This window comes from Serratia sp. JKS296 (genome assembly GCF_900215445.1).
GTDB lineage: Bacteria > Pseudomonadota > Gammaproteobacteria > Enterobacterales > Enterobacteriaceae > Serratia > Serratia marcescens.
Genome location: NZ_OCMX01000001.1, coordinates 745,515 through 767,426, shown reverse-complemented (window position 1 = coordinate 767,426; position 21,912 = coordinate 745,515). Strand labels below are relative to the sequence as shown.

The window sequence follows — 21,912 nt, the reverse complement described above, 5'->3', positions numbered from 1 at the left end:
TTAGTCGCTTAATCTGTGCCGACGCCGCAGCGCTGACCAGAAGAAACATCTGAATTCCAAACCTTGAATGATCGCGACCTACTGATATTTCTTCGTTCGGCGCGTCGGTACCGCCGTGGCCGGATCGTCCGGCCACACGTGTTTCGGGTAGCGGCCCTTCATCTCTTTTTGCACCTCGCGGTAGGCGCCTTGCCAGAAGGCCGCCAGATCGCCGGTGATTTGCAACGGCCGGTGCGCCGGTGAGAGTAACTCAAGCACCACCGGGATGCGACCCTCCGCCAACATCGGGCTGCGCTGCTCGCCGAAAACCTCCTGCAAGCGCACCGCCAGCGCCGGCGGTTTACCGGCCTCATAACGGATCGGCAGGCGGCTACCGGTCGGCACAGTGTAATGAGTGGGTAACGCATTATCCAGCCGCTGCTTTTGCTGCCAGTCCAGCAGGCGGGACAGCGCCTCGGCGATGTTGACCTGCTTCAAGCCGCGCAGATCGCGCACGCCGTTCAGCGACGGCAACAGCCACTGCTCCAGCGCCGCCAGCAGCGGCTCTTCATCCATCGCCGGCCATTCCGCCTCCGGCAGCCAGGCTTGCGCGCACTGCAGGCGCACCCGCAATTGTTCAGCGGCGCCCTCCCAGTTGAGCACCGCCAACCCCTGCGCGCGCACCCAGTCGAGCAGCGCCTGCTGCAGCTCTTCGTCCGCCGGTTTGGCCAGCGGCTGAGCGCGCAGCGTCAGACGACCGATCTGCTGGCGTTTCCAGGCGCGCAGCGTGCCCTTTTCTTCATCCCACTCCACCGCCGTGCGCTGCATGACCATCGCCGGCAGCTGCGCCGCCAGCGCTTCGATGTCCACCGGCAGCGCCAGCAGGATACGCGCATCGGGGCTGTTGTGGCCCTGCAACAGGCTGGGAACGATCAGCCAGGGGGCGCGCGACAGCGCCTCGTCCTGATTCATCGCCGCGCCCAGGCCGTTGGCCAGCAGGTAGCGGCCGTCCTGGCCACGCCGCTGGGCGATGCGATCGGTAAATGCCTGTGCCAACAGACGCGGCGCCAGCTCGACGTCGACTTGCCCCGCACGTTGCGGCAGGCGTTTGGCCAACTGCGCGGCGCGCTGCCGCCAGTTCGCTTGCGGGCGGCTCAGCCAATAACCGATATCCATCTGCCCGCCGCGCGGCGGTTCTTCCAGCAACGCCGCCAACAATGCCGCCGTCGCCAGCCCGTCGGCGCTCAGCGTCGCGCCGGCGACCAGCATCGCCGCCAACCGCGGCTCGCACCCCAACGCAGCCATCTGGCGCCCCGGCGCGGTGAGTTTGTCGCCGTCATCCGTAGCCCCCAGGCGGCGCAACAGCGCCCTGGCCGCCGTCAATGCCGCCGCCGGAGGCGCATCAAGCCAGGTCAGTTGCGCCGGATCGTGGCAACCCCACTGCAACAGTTCGAGCCAGAAACCGGTGAGATCGCTCTGCAAAATGTCCGGTTCGGCATGTTCCGCCGCGCGTTCCGCCTGTTCTTTGGCGAACAGATGCCAGCAAAGGCCCGGCTCCAGGCGCCCGGCGCGCCCGGCGCGCTGCACCATCGAGGCCTGACTGATGCGCTGCGTCGCCAGCCTCGTCAAACCGTTGCGCACGTCGTAACGCGCCACGCGCTCCAGACCGCTGTCCACCACCAGCCGAATGCCCTCGATCGTCAGGCTGGTTTCGGCGATGTTGGTCGCCAGCACCACCTTGCGGCGACCAGGCGCCGCCGGCTGAATCGCTTTTTGCTGTTGCGCCAGAGGCAAGGCGCCATACAGCGGGCAAAGATCGGTATCGCTCGCCACCTCGCCGGTCAATCGCTCCAGCACCCGATTGATCTCCGCCACGCCCGGTAGGAACAGCAGCAAAGATCCCGGCTGTTCGGCCAGCAACCGCTTCACCGCCGCCGCTACGCCGTCCTCCAGCCGCTGATGGCTGGCCAACGGCTGATATAAACGCTCAACCGGGAAGCTTCTCCCCTCGGACACCACTACCGGCGCTTCCGGCAGCAACTGCGACAGGCGAGCGTTATCCAAGGTGGCCGACATGATCAGCAGCTTCAGATCGTCGCGCAGCCCTTGCTGCACATCGAGCAGCAACGCCAGCGCCAGATCGGCCTGCAGGCTGCGTTCGTGGAATTCATCGAGGATCACCAACGACACGCCCTGCAGCTCGGCATCCTGCTGCAACATGCGGGTGAGAATGCCTTCCGTCACCACTTCCAGCCGGGTCTGCGGCCCGCTTTTACTTTCGGCGCGCATGCGGTAGCCCACGGTCTGGCCGGGCTCCTCCCCCAGTTGCTGTGCCAGGCGGTAAGCGACGTTTTTCGCCGCCAGCCGCCGCGGCTCCAGCATGATAATGCGCCCCGGCAACCCGGCCTTCGCCAGGAGCTGCAGCGGCAGCCAGGTGGATTTACCGGCGCCGGTCGGGGCGTGCAACAGCACCTGAGGAGCGGACTGCAACGCAGCCAGCAACTCATCAAGCACCGCGCTGACGGGCAATGAAGACACTGAACTCTCCGTGGTGGTTAACGTTAAACGGCGTACAGTGTAGCATTAGCTTTGTCCCCGTAGCCTTTCAAACTGCGGCGTCGTTAGCTATAGTACGGAGCTCATTCGTGCGCCGCGCCCCTCGCGGGGCCGCTGCCAGCAACGTTTACCGCTGTTCCCGACCGTTTTGTCATGCATTTGCCGAGCCCTTATGTCCAATTCGCGCCGCCTGTTTTTCGCCCTGTCCTTGCCTGACGCCCTGCAACAGCAGGTGATCCGCTGGCGCGCCGAGGCGTTTGCGCCGGAGGCCGGCCGGCCGGTGGCTGCAGCCAATTTGCATCTGACGCTGGCGTTTCTCGGCGAGGTCACCGCGCAGAAAGAGCAAGCGCTGCGCAAGCTGGCCGGCCGCATCGTACAACCCGGGTTCAGCATGCGGCTCGACGATCTCGGCCATTGGCCGCGCCCCGGCGTGGTCTGGCTCGGCACCCGCCGCGCGCCGCGCGGGCTGCTGCAGCTGGCCGAGCTGCTGCGATCGCAGGCCGCCCGCAGCGGCTGCCATCAAAGCGCGCTGCCGTTCCATCCGCATGTCACGCTGCTGCGCGCCGCCACCCAGCCGGTGGCGATCCCGCCGGCGACGCCGGGCTGGGCATTCAGCGCCGACGCCTTTTCCTTATATGAGTCGGTGTTCGAAAACGGCCGCACCCGCTATCAACACCTCGAACAGTGGCCGCTGGCCAAACAGGCATCCGCATGATTTTTTCTCCACCGCTGCGTTCAGCCACGCTGATCAAACGTTACAAACGCTTTCTGGCGGACGTGATCACCCCGGAAGGGGAAACCTTTACGCTGCACTGCGCCAATACCGGCGCCATGACCGGCTGCGCCACGCCCGGCGACACCGTTTGGTACTCCACCTCGGACAATCCCAAGCGCAAATACGCTCACAGCTGGGAGTTGACCCATACCCAACAGGGGCACTGGATCTGCGTCAATACCCTGCGCGCCAACGCGCTGGTGCGCGAGGCGATTGAACACAATTTAATCAATGAATTATCCGGTTACAGTAAAATCAGCGGCGAGGTGAAATACGGCGGTGAAAACAGCCGTATCGATTTGTTATTACAGGCAGAAAATCGGGTTAACTGCTATATTGAAGTTAAGTCAGTCACATTACTGCAACAACAACGTGGTTACTTTCCTGATGCGGTAACGCTCAGAGGGCAAAAGCACCTGCGTGAGTTGCTCAGCGTGGTTGAAAGCGGGCAACGGGCGGTGTTGTTCTTTGCCGTGTTACACAGCGGTATTGAGCAGGTCGCACCGGCACATCATATAGATGAGCGCTATGCGGCGCTGTTGGCACAGGTCCGGCAGTTGGGAGTGGAAGTGGTTTGCTACGGGGCAAAATTATCACCTGACGGTATTTATCTCTGCGATAAGCTGCCGTTTTTTATCGATTAGCGCAGTCGGGTCCCTATAAATAGACAACCGGCCAGCACGATCGCCAAATACGCCCTCCTTCACACGATTGTCAAGCGGGCGACAGGAATAATTGCCAACCTACCTTCCTTCTGTTATTTATAGCGGCCTGTTTTTCCCCCGCATTGGGGATTCGATAGTGCGTGTGTATGTAGGAGAAGCAACATGCAAGAAGGGCAAAACCGTAAAACCTCGTCCTTGAGCATTCTCGCCATCGCTGGGGTGGAGCCGTACCAAGAGAAGCCGGGCGAAGAGTACATGAACGACGCCCAGTTGTCGCATTTCAAGCGCATTCTTGAAGCGTGGCGCAACCAGCTCAGGGACGAAGTGGACCGTACTGTATCGCATATGCAAGAAGAGGCAGCCAACTTCCCTGATCCGGCCGACCGTGCCACTCAGGAAGAAGAGTTCAGCCTTGAACTGCGTAACCGTGACCGTGAACGCAAACTGATCAAAAAGATCGAGAAAACGCTGAAGAAAGTGGAAGACGATGATTTCGGCTACTGCGAATCTTGTGGCGTGGAGATCGGTATTCGTCGCCTCGAAGCGCGTCCGACCGCCGATCTGTGCATCGACTGCAAGACGCTGGCCGAGATCCGCGAAAAGCAGATGGCCGGCTAATACCGCTACTCTAAATGATTGGAGCTGCATCAAGGTGGCAAGAATGCGCATCCCGATGAGCTTACTCAAGTAAGTGATTCGGGTAAGCAGGCGCAGCTAACACAGATGCAGTTTCAAGCATAACGAGTATGTTACCGCTGCGGCGTGCGTACCCGCGTGCGCCGCACAGAGAAAAGGGAACCCCTCCCCTCTGATATGCAAGAAAGTCATTATGTGGGGCGTTTTGCCCCATCGCCTTCCGGGGATCTGCATTTCGGTTCGCTGATTGCCGCTCTGGGAAGCTACCTTCAGGCTCGCGCCCAACGCGGGCAGTGGTTGGTTCGCATCGAAGATATCGACCCGCCGCGTGAAGTCCCCGGCGCCGCCGCTCGCATCCTGTCCGCGCTGGAACATTATGGTCTCCACTGGGACGGCCAGGTCATCTATCAATCCCAACGTCACGACGCCTACCGCGCCGCGCTGGATCTGTTGCAGCGCCAGGGGCTCAGCTATTACTGCACCTGCACCCGCAGCCGCATCCAGCACATCGGCGGATTGTACGACGGCCACTGTCGTGACTTGCAGCTCGGCCCGCAGGGCGCCGCCATCCGCTTGCGCCAGACCGCGCCCGTTTACCGGTTCCACGATCGCCTGCAGGGAGAATTGCAGGCCGATCCGGCGCTGGCGGGGGAAGACTTTATCATTCGCCGCCGCGATGGGCTGTTCGCCTACAACCTGGCGGTGGTGATCGACGACCATTTTCAGGGCGTGACCGAGATTGTCCGCGGCGCCGATCTGATCGAACCGACGGTGCGCCAAATTGCCCTCTACCGTCAGCTGCAGGCGCCGGTGCCCGCTTATGTGCATCTGCCGCTGGCGCTGGGCGCCAACGGCATCAAGCTGTCGAAGCAAAATCATGCGCCGGCGTTGCCCGCTGGCGATCCGCGGCCGGTGCTGATCGCCGCGCTGAAATTTCTGCGCCAACCGCTGCCGGAAAGCTGGCAAGATCTTGACCTGCCATTATTATTGAGCTGGGCGATCGAACACTGGCGGTTGGAAAACGTGCCGCGTCAGGAGGCTATCCCTCTGGATGAAAACACGCCGGCATTCTCAAAGGAGCCATGGTGAGCTATGATTAGCCGCTATTTTTTGTTAGCTCCATTTTTATCAGTCACTATCGAGGTGTACCATTTTTACCCGAGTAGCCAACTTCTGTCGTAAGGTACTGACCCGCGATGACAAGCTGCCCCGCGACGACGCGGCGGCCGGCGATAAAAACGTAGTCCGCGAAGAGCGTGCCGCGGCGCCAAGCCGCCCTGCGCCGCAGCCGCGCGCCGCCGATAACGGCAGCAACGCCCCTGCCCGCCGCTCAACGCCGCGCAAGCGTCCGCCTTTTCCTCTCGCCGAGAGCAACGACTCGATGACCGTGATCCCGCGCGAACAGCACTCGATTTCGCGCAAAGACATCAGCGAGAATGCGCTAAAAGTGCTTTATCGCCTGAACAAGTCCGGCTACGAGGCTTATCTGGTCGGCGGCGGAGTGCGCGATCTGTTGCTCGGCAAAAAGCCGAAAGACTTCGACATCACCACCAACGCCACGCCGGAACAAGTGCGCAAACTGTTCCGCAACTGCCGCCTGGTCGGCCGCCGCTTCCGTCTGGCGCACGTGATGTTTGGGCCGGAGATCATCGAAGTGGCCACCTTCCGCGGTCACCACGAACAGAATCAGGAATCCGACAAGAATTCCTCCCAGCAGGCGCAAAACGGCATGCTGCTGCGCGACAACATCTTCGGTTCGATCGAGGAAGACGCCCAGCGCCGTGATTTCACCATCAACAGCCTGTACTACGGCGTGGCGGATTTCACCCTGCGCGATTACGTCGGCGGCCTGAACGATCTGAAACAAGGCGTGATCCGCCTGATCGGCGATCCGGAAACCCGCTACCGCGAAGATCCGGTGCGCATGCTGCGCGCGGTGCGCTTCGCCGCCAAGCTGGACATGCGCATCAGCGAAGAGACCGCCGAGCCGATCCCTCGCCTGGCCTCGCTGCTGCATGAGATCCCGCCGGCGCGTCTGTTCGAAGAATCCCTCAAGCTGCTGCAGGCGGGTTACGGTTTCCAAACCTACCTGAAGCTGTGCGAATATCAGCTGTTCCAACCGCTGTTCCCGCTGATCGCCCGCAACTTCACGCCGAACCACGATACGCCGATGGAGCGCATTCTGGTGCAGGTGCTGAAGAACACCGATCATCGCCTGCAGAACGACATGCGCGTCAACCCGGCGTTCCTGTTCGCCGCCATGCTGTGGTACCCGCTGCTGGAGCACGCGCAGAAGCTGGCGCAGGAAAGCGGCCTGGCCTACTACGACGCCTTCGCGCTGGCGATGAACGATGTGCTCGACGAGCAGTGCCGCTCGTTGGCGATCCCGAAACGCATCACCACGCTGGTGCGCGATATCTGGCAGCTGCAGCTGCGCCTGTCTCGCCGTCAGGGCAAACGCGCGCACAAACTGATGGAACATCCGAAATTCCGCGCCGCCTATGACCTGCTGGCGCTGCGTGCGGAAGTGGAAGACAATCAGGAGATGCTGCGTCTGGCCGAGTGGTGGGGCGAGTTCCAGGACGCCACGCCGGCGCGGCAGAAAGCCATGCTGAGCACCCTGGGCGACGATCCGGCGCCGCGCCGCGCGCGCCAACGCCGCCCTCGCCGCCGGGCACCGCGCAAAGAAGGGGCATAATGATCCGCGTTTATATCGCGCTGGGCAGCAACCTGGCGCAGCCGCTGCAACAGGTTAACGCCGCGCTGGAGGCGCTGGAGCATCTCCCGCGCACCCGGCTGGTCATCTGTTCTTCGTTTTACCGCACCAAGCCGCTGGGGCCGCAAAACCAGCCGGACTTTCTCAACGCGGTGGTGGCGCTGGATACCCTGTTGCCGCCCGAACAGCTGCTCGACCATACCCAGGCGATAGAACGCAATCAGGGGCGCGTGCGCAAGGATGAGCGCTGGGGGCCGCGCACGCTCGATCTGGATATCATGCTGTACGGCGACAAGGTGATCCATACCGAGCGCCTGACGGTGCCGCATTACGGCCTGAAAGAGCGCGAATTCATGCTCTACCCGCTGGCGGAAATCGCCCCCGATCTGATTTTCCCCGATGGCGAACCGCTCGCCAGCTGCCTCAAGCGCGTGCCGGAAAACGGCATGGCGCTGTGGCATCAGCCAAAACTCAAGTCCTGACCCACCTACAGCGCCAACCGCGCTACAAATCCCCCCGCCGGGCGATTGGCGAAACTGACCTGCAAACCATGCAAGCCGGCGATACGCTGCACGATAGATAACCCCAGACCGCTGCCGGTTTGTTCCTGTCCCGGCGGGCGGTAGAAACGTTCTCCGAGCCGCGCCAGATGCTCCGTGGTGACACCCGGACCGTCGTCCGCCACCATCAGCGAACGTTCGCTCAACGTCACGGTGACGACGCCGCCCTGCGGGGTATAGCGCACTGCGTTGTCCAGCAGATTGCGCAACAGCAACGACAGCAGCAAGGTTTCTCCCTGACTCGGCGGTGGCGTTCCCTGATGTTCATAGCGTAGCGTCACGCCCGCCGCATGGGCCTGCCGATCCTGCTCCGCCAGGGTCATCGTCACCAGATCGTTCCAGTCGACCGGCGCAAGTTCGGCCAGATCCGACAGCGAATCCAGCCGCGACAGCGTCAGCAGTTGATCCACCAGCCGGGTGGCGCGGTCGATGCCGAGCGTCAGATTGTCCAGCGCGTGCTCACGCATCGGCGCATCGTCCCCCGCCAGCTGCACCACTTCAGTCTGCACCCGCAGCGCCGCCAGCGGGCTGCGCAACTCGTGCGCAGCATCGGAGGTGAAGCGCCGCTCCCGCACCAGCAAAGCGTTGATGCGGGCGAACAGCGCATTGAGCGCATCCACCAGCGGGCGCACCTCGGTCGGCACCTGGCGCGCATCCAGCGGCGTGGCGTCATCGGGCGCGCGCCGGCGCAAACCGGCCGCCACCGCGCGCAGCGGCCGCAGCTCGCGCCCGACCATCAGCGCGATCAGCAACATCAGCACCGGCAGCGTCGCCAGCCAGGGCACCAGCTGGCCGGTCACCATGCCCAGCGCCATATCGCGCCGGTAATCCCACTCCTGCCCCACGACAATGCGATAGCGCCCGTCGGGGCTGGTCAACCATACCAGGCGCCAGCTGTCGTCATCGCCTTTGCGCTCACCGTCGGTAAAACCTTCACGCTCCCCGTCAAACAGGAAATCAGCACCGTTCTCGCCGTCGTTGAGCAGCATCTTGCCTTGGCGATCGAAGATGGCGAACGCCAGCGCGTCGTCGTCCTGCTCGCCGCGCTTGCCGTGATGCACCAGCTTCTTGGTTTTCGGCAGGCTGCGCGCGCTTTCATCGGCCAACAGATCGCCGAGGTTGGCGGTCGCCAGCCGTTTGGCGAACAGCATCTGTTGGGTGTCGAACACTTCGTTGATGGTGTTGCGCGACATCACCCAGGCCACCACGCTGGCGGTGCTCCAGGTCAGCAGCGCCAACAGGCTGAAGATCAGGATCAGGCGCAGCCGCAGGCTGAGACGCTTCACGGCGCATCCCCCAGCGTGTAACCCACGCCGTGGATGGTGCGGATGAAGCCGTTGCCCAGCTTGCGCCGCAGGTGGTGAATATGCACCTCCACCGCGTTGCTGCTCACCTCGTCGTCCCAGTTGTACAGTTTCTCCTGAATCAACGGCCGCGCCAGCACCCGCCCCTTGTTGTGCAAAAACAGCTCCAGCACCGCCAATTCGCGCGGCGTCAGCGTCACCGGTTCGCCGTTGCAGCTCACGCTGCGGGTGGCGCTGTCGAACACTACGTTGCCGTGCGTCAGCTGCGGCATCAGTTGGCCGTGACGACGCCGGATCAGCGCCTGCAGGCGCGCCGCCACTTCGGCCAGCGCGAACGGCTTGCACAGATAATCGTCGGCGCCGCTTTGCAGCCCGCTGACCCGCTGCTCCAGCGCGTCGCGGGCGGTGAGGATCAGCACCGGCACGTCCTGCCCCGCCTGGCGCCACTGGCGCAGCAGATCCAGGCCGTCGAGGCCAGGCAGGCTGAGATCGAGGATCACCGCGTCATACGGTGCGCTGTCCAGCGCATTTTTGCCGACGGCGCCGTCGGTGAACCAGTCCAGGTTAAAGCCGAGTTTGGTCAGCCCGACCTTGATGCCGTCCCCGATCAATTTGTCATCTTCGATCAACAGAATTCGCATGAGTATCCCTTTTGAGTCTTGGCGCCATTGCACCACAAGGTTCTTAAGAACCGCTTAAGCATGGCGATCCGCGCTACCCACCCCGATCGGGTTACAGTAGAATGGCTGCACTTTTTTGCAGCCTGGGCCTGCGTAAGCCGCACGGCCCTTTCAGGAGACGTTGTGATGAAACCCACCACCGTGACCCATTTGCGCCAGTGGAAACAGGAGCAGCGCAAGTTTGCTACCCTTACCGCCTACGATGCCAGCTTTGCCAAACTGTTTGAAGAGCAAGGCATCAAAGTCCTGTTGGTGGGCGATTCGCTGGGCATGACGCTGCAGGGCCACGACTCCACGCTGCCGGTCACCGTCGCCGACGTGGCCTACCACACGCGCGCCGTGCGCCGCGGCGCGCCGGCCTGCCTGCTGCTGGCCGATCTGCCGTTCATGAGTTACGCCACCCCGGAACAGACCTTCGCCAACGCCGCCGAGCTGATGCGCGCCGGCGCCAACATGGTGAAACTGGAAGGCGGCAGCTGGCTGTGCGACACGGTGAAAATGCTCGCTGAACGCGCGGTACCGGTGTGCGGACACCTGGGCCTGACGCCGCAGTCGGTCAACGTGTTCGGCGGCTATAAGGTGCAAGGACGCGACGAACTGGCCGCCAAACAGCTGTTGCAGGACGCGCAGAATCTGGAACTGGCCGGCATTCAGCTGCTGGTGCTGGAATGCGTGCCGACCGAGCTGGCGCGCCAGATCACCGAAGCGCTGTCCATTCCGGTCATCGGCATCGGCGCCGGCAACGGCACCGACGGCCAGATCCTGGTGATGCATGACGCCTTCGGCATCACCGGCGGCCACACGCCGAAGTTCGCCAAGAACTTCCTGGCGCAGAGCGGCGATATCCGCACGGCGGTGCAGCATTACATTCAGGAAGTGGAGCAAGGCCTCTACCCGGCGGCTGAACACTCTTTTAACTAAGCGATGGTTCCAGGAGTCCCCCAATGATTATTATCGAAACCCTGCCGATGCTGCGTCAGCAGATCCGCCGCTGGCGCCAGGAAGGCAAACGCATCGCACTGGTGCCGACCATGGGCAACCTGCACGACGGCCACATGACGCTGGTCGATGAAGCGCGCGCCCGCGCCGACGTGGTGGTGGTGAGCATCTTCGTTAACCCGATGCAGTTCGATCGGCCGGACGATCTGGCGCGCTACCCGCGCACGCTGCAGGAAGACAGCGAGAAGCTGACTCGCCGCGGCGTCGATCTGGTGTTTGCGCCGGCCCCGGCCGCGGTTTATCCGCAGGGCCTGGAGCAGCAGACCTACGTCGATGTGCCGGGCATCTCCACCATCCTGGAAGGCGCAAGCCGGCCGGGCCACTTCCGCGGCGTTTCCACCATCGTCAGCAAGCTGTTCAACCTGGTGCAGCCTGATTTGGCCTGTTTCGGCGAGAAGGATTACCAACAGCTGGCGCTGATCCGCAAAATGGTGGCGGACATGGGTTACGACATCGATATCGTCGGCGTGCCGACCGTGCGCGCCAAAGACGGCCTGGCCCTCAGCTCGCGCAACGGTTACCTGACCGCCGAAGAGCGCAAGGTTGCGCCGCAGCTGAGCAAAATCATGAACGCGCTGGCGCAACAGTTGGCCAATGGCGAGCGCCAGGTCGAAGCGCTGCTGGAGCAGACCGCCGAGCAGCTGCGCGCCGCCGGCTTTACGCCGGATGAGTTGTTTATTCGCGACGCCGACAGCCTGCAGCCGCTGACGGTGGACAGCCAGCGGGCGGTGGTGCTGATGGCCGCCTGGCTGGGCAAGGCGCGTCTTATCGACAACCAGCAGGTCGACCTGACGCTGTAAGCCATTTTTTATACTGTCGTCACCCTGAAGCCCTAGCCATTGGTAGACAATGGCGAAGCAATCGGTGACGATAGAGATTGCAGGGATGCAGGAGAGATGTTCAACCCCAGCGCCTGTGAAGGCCGATATTCAGTTAGGTAAAGCTATGATACGTACTATGCTGCAAGGCAAGCTGCATCGCGTCAAAGTCACTCAGGCTGACTTGCACTATGAAGGATCCTGCGCCATCGACCAGGATTTCCTGGAGGCCGCCGGCATTCTGGAATATGAAGCGATCGATATTTACAACGTGGATAACGGCCAGCGCTTCTCCACCTACGCCATCGCCGCCGAGCGCGGTTCGCGCATCATATCGGTCAACGGCGCCGCCGCGCGCTGCGCCTGCGTCGGCGACAAACTGATCATCTGCTCCTATGTGCAAATGACCGACGCCGACGCCCGCCAGCACCACCCGAAAGTCGCCTATTTCGAAGGTGACAACAACCTGCAGCGCAAGGCGAAAGCCGTGCCGGTTCAGGTCGCCTGACAATAAAACGGGCGCCTTGCGCGCCCGTTCTTCCTTATTGCACCACCACCGTGCCCGGCTTGTTGGCTATCCGATCCGCCATGGTCTGGATCGAGTCGGTGCGCAGAATATACAGCCGCTTCAGTGTATAGGGGTTATCCCCCGGCTTTACCTTGCCCTGCACCGTGGTCACCGCCAGATGGAAACCGGCGTCCTGCGCCGCCTGAATCGCCCGTTGGTTATAGCCGCCGAACGGGTAGGACAGATACAGCACGTGCGGATTGAACTGCGACAGCGCGCGGCGCGAGCGCTCAAAATCGAACTCGATATTGTGCAGCGAACGGCTCAGCAAAATCGGCTGGCGATTGCCGTCGGTGCGGTGCAGGAAATGGGTATGCGACTGCACGTCGAACACGTCCTGAATCTGCTTGAGCTCCGAGACGCTCATAAACTGCAGCGAGTCCGGGTTCCATTTCTGCGGGTGGCGTTTGATGCGCGAAGAGATGATGAACGCCGTGGCGCGGAAACCGTAATCCTTCAGCACCGGATAAGCGTAGCGATACACCGATTTCAGGCCGTCGTCAAAAGTCAGCACGATCGCCTTGCCCGGCAGGTTGATCTGATTTTTCAGGTAGGCTTCCAGCTGGTACAGCGAAATGGTGTCGTAGCCCGCCTGCTTCAGGTAGGTCATCTGGTTGCTGAACGCCACGTCTGAAGTGGTGGTCGAGGTGTGGCGGAAGCGTTTGTTCTCTTCGTTTTTCAGCAGGTGGTGGTAAGTCAGCACCGGTATGCCGTTATCGATCTCGCAGTCCAACTCATTAATGAACCCCAGCCGCTCGCCGATGTTGACCTCGTACCAGGTGTTGTTCAGGCGATCCTTCAGCTTGCCGATGATCGGATAGCGCAGGTTGCCTTCCAGCGTGCCCAAGACCTCGCTGTCCTTGTCCGCTGCGGTGTATACGTCGATCGTTTTTTGCGTGATCAGATTCTGGTTGGTCAGCGGTTTGTTCAGCTCGCCCAGATCGTCTTGCACCTTGCGCGACTTCTTCAATTCACGCACGTCGTCTTTATCGATAAAGCCGGTACCATGCCCAAATTTGAATTCGTAGTATTCCGCATCCGCCGGGAAGACTTGGATCAGTTGCCCGCGCTTCACCTCCCCTACCGGGATCACATGCTCGCCCACCAACGCATAGACTTCGCTATCGCGCTGCGCTTCCATGTATTCAGATTTAACCGCGCTGTCTTCCGACAGCAAACTAGCCAGGCTCACAGGGGAAACCAACGACATCAGAATGCCGAGCAACCCAGCCGTTAACGTGTATTGAGACCGCATGATGATGTTCTGCTTACGAGTGCGTAATGACAAAAGTGGAGGAAATGTGGAGCGCCAGCATAGCACGATTTGAACAGCGGGGAACTAGCGGTTATTTGAGCAATTCTATTGATTTATGCGCCGCCTGCGCCAAATCAAGAAAAGCGCCCCCGCCGGGAAAGCGAGGGCGCGATACAATCAGCTGCGCAGGCCGCGGCCGCGCTCGATCAGGTACCAGGACAGCAGGTAAAACACCGCGATAAACGCCACCAGCACCGCCATGGTGAACGCCAGCGGCACATCGTTGATGCCGAGGAAACCGTAGCGGAAGCCGCTGATCATATAAACGATGGGGTTCAGCTTGGACACCGCCTGCCAGAATGGCGGCAGCAGCGACAGCGAGTAGAACACCCCGCCCAGGTAAGTCAGCGGCGTCAGCACGAAGGTCGGGATCAGGCTGATGTCGTCGAAAGTGGTGGCGAACACCGCATTGATCAGCCCCGCCAGCGAGAACAGGATCGCCGTCAGCAGCAGCGTCAGCGCAATCACCCACCAGGCGTGCACCTGCAGCGGCACGAAGAACAGCGAGATGATGGTCACCAGCACGCCGACGCAGATGCCGCGCGCCACGCCGCCGCCGACATAGCCGGCGATCACCACATGGGTCGGCACCGGCGCCACCAGCAGTTCCTCAATGTTGCGCTGAAACTTGGCGCTGAAGAACGACGAGGCGACGTTGGCATAGGAGTTGGTGATCACCGCCATCATGATAAGGCCGGGCACGATGAACTGCATGTAGCTGAAGCCGTGCATATCGCCGATGCGCGAGCCGATCAGGTTACCGAAGATGATGAAGTACAGCGTCATGGTGATCACCGGCGGCACCAGGGTCTGGATCCAGATGCGCGCGAACCGGTTTACCTCTTTGGCCCAGATGCTCTGTAAGGCCACCCAATACAAACGCGTCATGCTTTCTCTCCATTGCCGTTAACCAGGGTGACAAACAGCTCTTCCAGGCGGTTCGCCTTATTGCGCATGCTCAGCACCTGCACGCCCTGCGCGCTCAGCTGGGCGAACAGGCCGTTCAGCCCCTGCTCGCGCATCACCTCCACTTCCAGCGTCGAGGTATCCGTCAGGCGGCTGTGGTAACCGTCCAGCTTCGGCAGCGGGCTCTTCGCCGCCAGATCGAGGATGAAGGTTTCCGACTTCAGCTTGGCCAGCAGCCCCTTCATCGAGGTGTTTTCCACCAGTTCCCCGTTCTGGATGATGCCGATGTTGCGGCACAGCATTTCCGCCTCTTCCAGATAGTGGGTGGTGAGGATAATGGTGGTGCCCTGGGCGTTCAGCTCTTTCAGGAAGCCCCACATCGAGCGACGCAGCTCAATATCCACCCCGGCGGTCGGCTCATCGAGAATCAGCAGCTTCGGCTGATGCATCAACGCGCGGGCGATCATCAGGCGGCGCTTCATGCCGCCGGACAGCATGCGGGCGCGCTCGTTGCGCTTGCCCCACAGATCCAGCTGATTGAGGTATTTTTCGGCGCGCGCCATCGCTTCACGCCGCGTGACGCCGTAGTAACCCGCCTGGTTCACCACGATCTGCAACACGGTCTCGAACGGGTTGAAGTTGAACTCCTGCGGCACCAGGCCGAGCTGGCGCTTGGCGTTGACGATGTCTTTATCGATGTCGTAACCGAACACCCGCACGCTGCCGGCGGTTTTGTTCACCAGCGAGCTGATGATGCCGATGGTGGTGGACTTTCCGGCGCCGTTTGGCCCCAGCAGGGCATAAAAGTCCCCCGCTTCGACGCTCAGGTCGATGCCGCGCAGCGCCTTGACGCCACCGGCGTAAGTCTTGGTCAGCTGCGCTAATTCCAGTGCATAATTCATATGTAAAATAGTACCTTATAACGATGAGTATGCCGCCGCGCCCCTGTTTGCGAGGCTTGAAACACTAACAATAATCCTAGCATCGACGGCGTTTTCACTGCGTCGAATCCGTGCGGTAAATGAGGCTGCACCACTGTTCCGATTTCCAAATTGTGACGCTTACCCTATATTACCCCAACGCAATCTGTCCGTTACGGGTCAATCACCTTCATGAAAGAAATCGAAGAGCTTATCGCCAACAACCAGGCCTGGTCGGCCAATATCAGTCAGGAAGACCCGGAATTTTTTGAACGTTTAGCCCAGGCGCAAAAGCCCCGCTTCTTATGGATTGGTTGCTCTGACAGCCGCGTTCCCGCAGAACGCCTGACCGGCCTCGAGCCGGGTGAACTGTTCGTCCATCGCAACGTGGCGAACCTCGTGATCCACACCGATCTTAACTGCCTGTCGGTGGTGCAGTATGCGGTAGATGTGCTGGAAGTCGAACACATCATCATCTGCGGCCACCTGGGCTGCGGCGGCGTGCAGGCGGCGGTGGAAAACCCGGAGCTGGGATTGATCGACAACTGGCTGCTGCACATTCGCGATCTGTGGTACAAGCACAGCTCGCTGCTGGGCGAGCTGCCGCCGGAACAGCGTTTCGACATGCTGTGCGAGATCAACGTCATTGAACAGGTGTACAACCTGGGCCACTCCACCATCATGCAGTCCGCCTGGAAGCGCGGCCAGAAGGTGATGATCCACGGTTGGGTGTACGGCATTCAGGACGGCCGTCTGCGCGATATGGAAGTGCTGGCGACCAGCCGCGAGAGCCTGGAGATGGGCTACCGCAAAGCGATAGCCAAACTGAAGCAGGATAAAGGCGTATAACCCCGCCGCGGGCGCGGCTTGCCGCGCCCCACATCCAATTACTCGTCCAGCAGCACCACTTTGCCGACGTACGGCAGGTGACGGTAGCGCTGAGCGTAGTCGATGCCATACCCCACCACGAACTCATCCGGGATCGAGAAGCCGACATATTCGACCGGCACCTGTACTTCACGGCGCTCAGGTTTGTCCAGCAAGGTGCAAATCGCCAGCGACTTCGGCCCGCGCAGCGCCAAAATCTCGCGCACTTTGTTCAGCGTGTTGCCGGAATCGATGATGTCTTCCACGATCAGCACGTCTTTGCCGCGAATGTCTTCGTCCAGATCCTTGAGGATCTTCACGTCGCGGGTGGTGGACATGCCGCTGCCGTAGCTGGAGGCGGTCATAAAGTCGACTTCGTGCGGCACCTCGATCGCGCGGCAGAGATCGGCCATGAACATGAAGGAGCCGCGCAGCAGCCCGACCAGCACCATGTCGCTGCCGCTGTCGCGGTAATGTTCGGTGATCTGGCGGCCAAGTTCGGCGATACGGGTCTTAACTTCCTGCTCGGAAATCATTACGTCTACAGTGTGTTTCATAGTATTCAGGTCAGTTGCCGGAAGAAAGGCGCAGAGTTTAGCATAGGCCGTTACGACTTGCCTCTCTCCCGGACAGGGGAGTTTTCTTTATTAAGGGTATTCCTGACGAGCGTGCAGGACACTCACTATTTCAATATGCGCAGCCAGCACGCGGTAAACCACAATGTAATTAGGATGAACAACCATTTCACGAGTCCCGTTCACCCTGCCTGGCCGGAATAGATAAGGATGTTCCGCTAACGGGATAACCGACTCTTCAATGCGTTGTAACAAAGCCTCAGCGGCAAGTGGATTTCACTCAGCGATAAAAGCCAGCAGCGTATATAAACCCGTTTTTGCTTCGTCAGTCCATTTGACGGTTAACATAAGGGTCAGGCCGATTTTCTTTTGGCTTTCGCCTGCTCGATAATGTGACGAGCGCCGGCCATGACTTCGTCATGGGGGATACGGGAGGAGTCGCTATTGATGGAAGATTCCACGGTGCTTCTGAACCAACGATCGTAGCTATCAGCCTGCTCTTGAGTCTCAAACTCAGAAACGATGGGATCCAATTTTGTCGGCATGACGCACTCCTCAAAAGCTGATATTTTAATCAGTATAACGGCTTCCTTTCATTGAACCAAGCGGTGGCGACGCGAGCGCACCGCCACCTGAGCGATGAACCGCAATCAGTCGTCGACGGTAAAGCCCATCATCATGCCGGTATCTTCGTGTTCCAACAGGTGGCAGTGGGCCATATACGCATGTTCGCTGCTTGCCGGATGATCGAAGCGCACCAGCACTTCGCTGCGCCACCCTTCGACGCGCACCGTGTCCTTCCAGCCGCTGCGATGCGCCGCCGGCGGTTTGCCGTTTTCCGACAAGATACGGAACTGGGTGCCGTGAATGTGGAACGGATGCAACATCATGTCGCCCTCACCGGAAATGGTCCATTTCTCATACTGGCCTCGTTTGGCGGCGAACATCGGCTTGGTCATATCGAAGGCCTTGCCGTTGATCATGTTGCCGTGGCTGAAGTCGAACGGTTTGGCTTTGCTCTGCGCGCCGCCGTGATCCATCCCGGCCATCTTGCCATGATCCATGCCCTTCATGTTGCCGTGGTCCATGCCCTGCATGCCGCCCTTCTCCATGCCTTTCATGTCTCCAGCGCCCGTCGCGCCATGATTCATGCTCATGCCGGCCATCGCCTGGTGGCCATAGCGATCCATCAGCGCCTGCATGCCGAGCCTATCCAGCTGCGGATCCATCATCAGCTGCAGCCAACGCTCCTGGATGCCGGTGGTGGCAGGCAATGTCGGCAGCTTCACCAGGCTGTCCGGCATGGTTTTGATACCCTGCGCCAACGACGGCTGAATGCGCAGCACCGGCAGCGGTTGATCGAACGGCGCCAACGTCATGCCCATCTGCTTCACCGGCAGCGTCACGATATCAAACGCTTTCCCGTCGGAGGCATCGACCAGCACTTCAAAGCGTTCGCCCATCAGCATCGGCAGCTCGGTCAGCTTCACCGGCTCCGCCAGGAAACCGCCGTCGCTGGCGATAACATACAGCGGACGGTTGTCACTGGCCGCCAGATTCAACGAGCGGGCGTTGCAGCCGTTGAGAAAACGCAGACGCAACCAGCCGCGCGGCGCCAGATGTTGCGGATACTGCGCGCCATTGGTGAACATGCGATCGCCAAACCAGCCCACCGCCGCGCTCATCACGTCCAGGCGGTATTCGATCTGCGCGTCTTTATCCAGCCGCTTATCCTGCAGGATCACCGGAATATCATCCTGCCCCCAGGTTTTCGGCAGCGGCAGTTTGGCGCTTTCATCGTCTTCCAGCAGTACCAACCCCGCCAGCCCCATCATCACCTGGCTGCCGGTTTTACCGTGCGTGTGCGGGTGGAACCAGCAGGTGGCCGCCGGTTGATCGACGGTGAAATTCACCGTGCGCGTCGCGCCGGGGTGGATCAGCGCCTGCGGGCCGCCATCGACGTCGCCGGGAATTTCCAGCCCGTGCCAGTGGACGGTACTGGCCTCCGCCAGGCTGTTTTTGATATCGACCGTCACCGGCTGGCCACGCTGCAGCTTCACCGCCGGCCCGAGCAGCGCGCCGTTGAATCCCCAGGTTTTGGTGGCGGCGCCGGGCAACCAGCGGGTTTCCCCCGCCTGCAGCGCCAGCGCAATCTTTCCCTGCGCGCCCGGCGTCAACAGCGGCGGTACCGGCAGGGCCGGCCGATCGGCCGCCCAGGCAGCCCGGCTCCATAACGGCAATGCGCTTGCCGCGCCCAGCGCAGCGGTTAATTTAATAAAATCACGGCGTAACATCGCTGACTCCCTTTTCTCAGTGACATAACTCAATGCCGCCAGCCTAAACCTTCCCCCAGGCGGAAGGTCAAGCCTTTCCTGGCGGTATTTTAAGCTATGCCTCACAATCAGAGAGTGTGACTGACACACGCGACGCCGGCCCGGCAGCAATAAAATTTGGTGCCTTTACAGGCAAGTGTGGTAACGTCAACAGACGACAAACAGGCCTATTTCATGATGAAAAAAACAACGTTATCGATGCTGTTGCTGGCGATGCTGGGCTTCTCCAACGCCAGTCTGGCGCTGAATGAATCCGAGGCGGAAGATCTGGCCGATCTGACGGCGGTATTTATTTATTTGAAAAATGATTGCGGCTACAACGATTTGCCAAATGTGCAAATCAAACGCGCTATCGTCTATTTCGCACAACAAAACCGCTGGGATTTGAGCAACTACAACAGCTTTAACATGAAGGCGCTGGGCGAAGACAGCTATCGCGATCTCAGCGGCATCGCCATTCCAACGCCTAAGAAGTGCAAATCGCTGGCGCGCGACTCGTTGAGCCTGCTGGCCTACGCCAACTAATTCCGCCCCTCTCCCCCACCCGCCTTTCGCTCTCTCTGTCTGAAATTCAACCGTGCATCGCCAGACAGAGTTAGCTATGATGTTGCGCCGATTTTTCATGGCTGTTATTACGGAGTTTCCCGCACATGACCCAGAAAGAAATTTGGTACGAAACGCTGCATACGGGCTTCGGCCAGTACTTCTCGGTAGAGAAGGTGCTGTACCGCGAGAAGACCGATCATCAGGATCTGGTGATCTTCGAGAACCCGGTGCTGGGGCGCGTGATGGCGCTCGACGGCGTGGTGCAAACCACCGAGCGTGACGAGTTCATCTATCACGAAATGCTGACCCACGTGCCGCTGCTGGCGCATGGCCAGGCGAAGAAAGTGCTGATCATCGGCGGCGGCGACGGCGGCATGCTGCGCGAAGTCAGCCGGCACCCTGGCGTGGAGCAGATCACCATGGTCGAGATCGACGCCGGCGTCGTCGAGTTCTGCCGCCAATACCTGCCCAACCACAGCGCCGGCGCCTATGACGATCCGCGCTTCAAGTTGGTGATCGACGACGGCGTCAACTTCGTGAATCAAACCGACGAAACGTTCGATGTGATCATCTCCGACTGCACCGATCCGATCGGCCCCGGCGAAAGCCTGTTCACCTCGGCGTTTTATGAAGGCTGCGCCCGCTGCCTGAATGAGGGCGGCATTTTCGTTGCGCAGAACGGCGTCTGCTTCCTGCAACAGGACGAGGCGGTCAACAGCCACGCCAAACTGAGCCGCTACTTTAGCGACGTCAGCTTCTATCAGGCGGCGATCCCGACCTATTACGGCGGCATCATGACCTTTGCCTGGGCGAGCCAGAACCCGGCGCTGCGCCAGCGCGATCTGCCTACCCTGCAACAGCGCTTTAACCAAAGCGGCCTACACTGCCGTTATTACAACCCGGCAATTCACGTCGGCAGCTTTGCCCTGCCGCAATATTTGCTCAATGCCCTGAACGTAACACGTTAAGCGAGAAGATAAAGGAGGTGGCCCAAATTGCATAAGCTAAAACTGCACGGCTTCAACAACCTGACCAAGAGCCTGAGTTTTTGTATTTACGATATTTGTTACGCCAAAACCGCGGACGATCGCGATGGCTATATCGCCTACATAGACGAACAATATAACGCCAACCGGCTGACCGAGATCCTGAGCGAAACCTGCTCGATCATCGGCGCCAATATTCTGAACATCGCGCGTCAGGACTACGAGCCGCAGGGTGCCAGCGTCACCATCCTGGTCAGCGAAGAGCCGATCGATCCGAAAGACGTCGATACGTCGGAACACCCAGGCCCGCTGCCGAATACGGTCGTCGCGCACCTGGACAAAAGCCATATCTGCGTACACACCTACCCGGAAAGCCATCCGGAAGGCGGGCTATGCACCTTTCGCGCCGATATCGAGGTCTCGACCTGCGGCGTCATTTCGCCCCTCAAGGCGCTGAACTATTTAATTCACCAGCTGGAATCCGACATCGTCACCATGGACTATCGCGTGCGCGGTTTTACCCGCGACGTGAACGGCGTGAAACATTACATCGATCATGAGATCAATTCGATCCAGAACTTTATGTCGGAAGACATCAAGGCGCTGTACCACATGATGGACGTGAACGTTTACCAGGAAAATATCTTCCATACCAAGATGTTGCTGAAGGATTTCGATCTGAAGCACTACCTGTTTAACGCGGAGCCGGAGGCGTTGAGCGCCGCCGAGCGCAAGCAGATCACCGATCTGTTATGGAAAGAGATGCAGGAAATCTATTACGGCCGCAATATTCCGCATCTGTGATGGAAAGGGCGCGGCACGCCGCGCCCTGATGCTTAGTACTTCAGCATGAAAGAACGATAGGCCTTCAACACCCGCAGGAAGTCCTCAACGCCGCAGAATGAGAGGCTTTCTTCGTCGTAGTAGTTCATCCCCTCTTCCATTTCATCGCCCTCGAACTCCAGCTGATTGGCGCGGATCATCACTTCTTCACCGTCCATCAGCAGCGTATATTCATGGCCTTCCAACTGCCATTGACGCTCGCTGCCTTTGACCTCGGCCGCACCGGCTTCAATCCGGTCCAGCAGGTTGAAATCGCCTTTGACTTCTTCATTGATCCAGTGGCCAATCGCTTCATGCCCCATCGAAAATCTGACGATCACCTGACCGGTGACGTCACGCAGAAATTCGTAATCCATAGCATGCCC

23 protein-coding genes and 1 pseudogene are annotated in these 21,912 nt (G+C 60.3%); 13 read left to right on the top strand and 11 right to left on the bottom strand.

Annotated features, from left to right (window positions below; genetic code table 11):
• Positions 1-78 precede the first annotated feature (78 nt).
• Entirely contained in the window at positions 79-2,517 is a 2,439-nt protein-coding gene (hrpB, locus tag CRO23_RS03665) for an ATP-dependent helicase HrpB (protein WP_170913144.1), read from the bottom strand.
• A 190-nt stretch (positions 2,518-2,707) separates the two neighbouring features.
• On the opposite strand from hrpB, the gene thpR reads away from it, so the two are divergent.
• The 6 genes from thpR (at position 2,708) to folK (ending at position 7,809) form a co-directional block, all read left to right on the top strand.
• Positions 2,708-3,250, top strand: a complete 543-nt coding sequence (gene thpR / locus CRO23_RS03660) for an RNA 2',3'-cyclic phosphodiesterase (RefSeq protein WP_016930058.1) — start codon at positions 2,708-2,710, stop codon at positions 3,248-3,250.
• Entirely contained in the window at positions 3,247-3,954 is a 708-nt protein-coding gene (gene sfsA / locus CRO23_RS03655; RefSeq protein WP_004937572.1) for a DNA/RNA nuclease SfsA, read from the top strand. Before thpR ends, sfsA begins: the two co-directional genes overlap by 4 nt.
• Positions 3,955-4,137: 183 nt before the next feature.
• The gene (gene dksA, locus CRO23_RS03645; protein ID WP_004937569.1) at positions 4,138-4,593 is read left to right on the top strand and encodes an RNA polymerase-binding protein DksA; all 456 of its coding nucleotides are present in this window, start codon (positions 4,138-4,140) and stop codon (positions 4,591-4,593) included.
• 195 nt (positions 4,594-4,788) lie between these two features.
• Positions 4,789-5,700, top strand: a complete 912-nt coding sequence (gluQRS, locus tag CRO23_RS03640; RefSeq protein WP_016930059.1) for a tRNA glutamyl-Q(34) synthetase GluQRS — start codon at positions 4,789-4,791, stop codon at positions 5,698-5,700.
• A 61-nt stretch (positions 5,701-5,761) separates the two neighbouring features.
• Positions 5,762-7,309 (top strand): polynucleotide adenylyltransferase PcnB, encoded by a 1,548-nt coding sequence (gene pcnB / locus CRO23_RS03635; RefSeq protein ID WP_071883579.1) that lies wholly within the window; start codon positions 5,762-5,764, stop codon positions 7,307-7,309.
• Positions 7,309-7,809: a 2-amino-4-hydroxy-6-hydroxymethyldihydropteridine diphosphokinase gene (gene folK / locus CRO23_RS03630; protein WP_060445100.1), complete on the top strand. Its 501-nt coding sequence runs from the start codon at positions 7,309-7,311 to the stop codon at positions 7,807-7,809. The genes pcnB and folK overlap by 1 nt, the downstream gene beginning before the upstream one ends.
• Positions 7,810-7,814: 5 nt before the next feature.
• Here folK and qseC read toward each other — a convergent pair whose 3' ends face one another.
• On the bottom strand, positions 7,815-9,173 hold the full coding sequence (gene qseC / locus CRO23_RS03625; RefSeq protein WP_097101396.1) for a quorum sensing histidine kinase QseC: 1,359 nt from the start codon (positions 9,171-9,173) through the stop codon (positions 7,815-7,817).
• Complete coding sequence (qseB, locus tag CRO23_RS03620) at positions 9,170-9,832, bottom strand: quorum sensing response regulator transcription factor QseB (protein WP_097101394.1); 663 nt, start codon at positions 9,830-9,832, stop codon at positions 9,170-9,172. Before qseB ends, qseC begins: the two co-directional genes overlap by 4 nt.
• Positions 9,833-9,997: 165 nt before the next feature.
• On the opposite strand from qseB, the gene panB reads away from it, so the two are divergent.
• From panB to panD, 3 genes are all read left to right on the top strand, one after another.
• Positions 9,998-10,792: a 3-methyl-2-oxobutanoate hydroxymethyltransferase gene (panB, locus tag CRO23_RS03615; protein WP_004937548.1), complete on the top strand. Its 795-nt coding sequence runs from the start codon at positions 9,998-10,000 to the stop codon at positions 10,790-10,792.
• A gap of 23 nt (positions 10,793-10,815) precedes the next feature.
• On the top strand, positions 10,816-11,670 hold the full coding sequence (gene panC, locus CRO23_RS03610; RefSeq protein WP_016930063.1) for a pantoate--beta-alanine ligase: 855 nt from the start codon (positions 10,816-10,818) through the stop codon (positions 11,668-11,670).
• A gap of 145 nt (positions 11,671-11,815) precedes the next feature.
• Complete coding sequence (panD, locus tag CRO23_RS03605) at positions 11,816-12,196, top strand: aspartate 1-decarboxylase (RefSeq protein ID WP_004937544.1); 381 nt, start codon at positions 11,816-11,818, stop codon at positions 12,194-12,196.
• A 34-nt stretch (positions 12,197-12,230) separates the two neighbouring features.
• On the opposite strand, the gene CRO23_RS03600 is transcribed toward panD, so the two are convergent.
• The 3 genes from CRO23_RS03600 to CRO23_RS03590 form a co-directional block, all read right to left on the bottom strand.
• Complete coding sequence (locus CRO23_RS03600; RefSeq protein WP_028127378.1) at positions 12,231-13,511, bottom strand: polysaccharide deacetylase family protein; 1,281 nt, start codon at positions 13,509-13,511, stop codon at positions 12,231-12,233.
• Positions 13,512-13,688: 177 nt separating this feature from the next.
• Positions 13,689-14,459 (bottom strand): ABC transporter permease, encoded by a 771-nt coding sequence (locus tag CRO23_RS03595; protein ID WP_004937535.1) that lies wholly within the window; start codon positions 14,457-14,459, stop codon positions 13,689-13,691.
• The gene (locus CRO23_RS03590; protein WP_015379030.1) at positions 14,456-15,379 is read right to left on the bottom strand and encodes an ABC transporter ATP-binding protein; all 924 of its coding nucleotides are present in this window, start codon (positions 15,377-15,379) and stop codon (positions 14,456-14,458) included. The genes CRO23_RS03595 and CRO23_RS03590 overlap by 4 nt, the downstream gene beginning before the upstream one ends.
• A gap of 210 nt (positions 15,380-15,589) precedes the next feature.
• On the opposite strand from CRO23_RS03590, the gene can reads away from it, so the two are divergent.
• Positions 15,590-16,246, top strand: a complete 657-nt coding sequence (can, locus tag CRO23_RS03585; protein WP_016930066.1) for a carbonate dehydratase — start codon at positions 15,590-15,592, stop codon at positions 16,244-16,246.
• 38 nt (positions 16,247-16,284) lie between these two features.
• Here can and hpt read toward each other — a convergent pair whose 3' ends face one another.
• The 4 genes and pseudogenes from hpt to cueO all read right to left on the bottom strand — a co-directional run bounded on the left by hpt (position 16,285) and on the right by cueO (position 19,133).
• Positions 16,285-16,821, bottom strand: a complete 537-nt coding sequence (hpt, locus tag CRO23_RS03580) for a hypoxanthine phosphoribosyltransferase (protein ID WP_004937527.1) — start codon at positions 16,819-16,821, stop codon at positions 16,285-16,287.
• 90 nt (positions 16,822-16,911) lie between these two features.
• A pseudogene (locus CRO23_RS03575) lies at positions 16,912-17,103 on the bottom strand (type II toxin-antitoxin system RelE/ParE family toxin); the annotation flags it as partial.
• An 89-nt stretch (positions 17,104-17,192) separates the two neighbouring features.
• Positions 17,193-17,384, bottom strand: a complete 192-nt coding sequence (relB, locus tag CRO23_RS03570; protein ID WP_016930068.1) for a type II toxin-antitoxin system RelB family antitoxin — start codon at positions 17,382-17,384, stop codon at positions 17,193-17,195.
• A 105-nt stretch (positions 17,385-17,489) separates the two neighbouring features.
• Positions 17,490-19,133, bottom strand: coding sequence for a multicopper oxidase CueO (gene cueO / locus CRO23_RS03565; protein ID WP_016930069.1), 1,644 nt, complete (start codon positions 19,131-19,133; stop codon positions 17,490-17,492).
• Between the two features lie 216 nt (positions 19,134-19,349).
• Between cueO and CRO23_RS03560 the strand changes: the two genes are divergently transcribed.
• The 3 genes from CRO23_RS03560 (at position 19,350) to speD (ending at position 21,508) form a co-directional block, all read left to right on the top strand.
• The gene (locus tag CRO23_RS03560) at positions 19,350-19,697 is read left to right on the top strand and encodes a YacC family pilotin-like protein (RefSeq protein ID WP_033634347.1); all 348 of its coding nucleotides are present in this window, start codon (positions 19,350-19,352) and stop codon (positions 19,695-19,697) included.
• A gap of 125 nt (positions 19,698-19,822) precedes the next feature.
• On the top strand, positions 19,823-20,686 hold the full coding sequence (speE, locus tag CRO23_RS03555) for a polyamine aminopropyltransferase (RefSeq protein ID WP_016930071.1): 864 nt from the start codon (positions 19,823-19,825) through the stop codon (positions 20,684-20,686).
• A 27-nt stretch (positions 20,687-20,713) separates the two neighbouring features.
• On the top strand, positions 20,714-21,508 hold the full coding sequence (gene speD / locus CRO23_RS03550) for an adenosylmethionine decarboxylase (RefSeq protein WP_004937510.1): 795 nt from the start codon (positions 20,714-20,716) through the stop codon (positions 21,506-21,508).
• Between the two features lie 32 nt (positions 21,509-21,540).
• On the opposite strand, the gene yacL is transcribed toward speD, so the two are convergent.
• On the bottom strand, positions 21,541-21,903 hold the full coding sequence (gene yacL / locus CRO23_RS03545; protein WP_016930072.1) for a protein YacL: 363 nt from the start codon (positions 21,901-21,903) through the stop codon (positions 21,541-21,543).
• Positions 21,904-21,912: the final 9 nt, after the last annotated feature.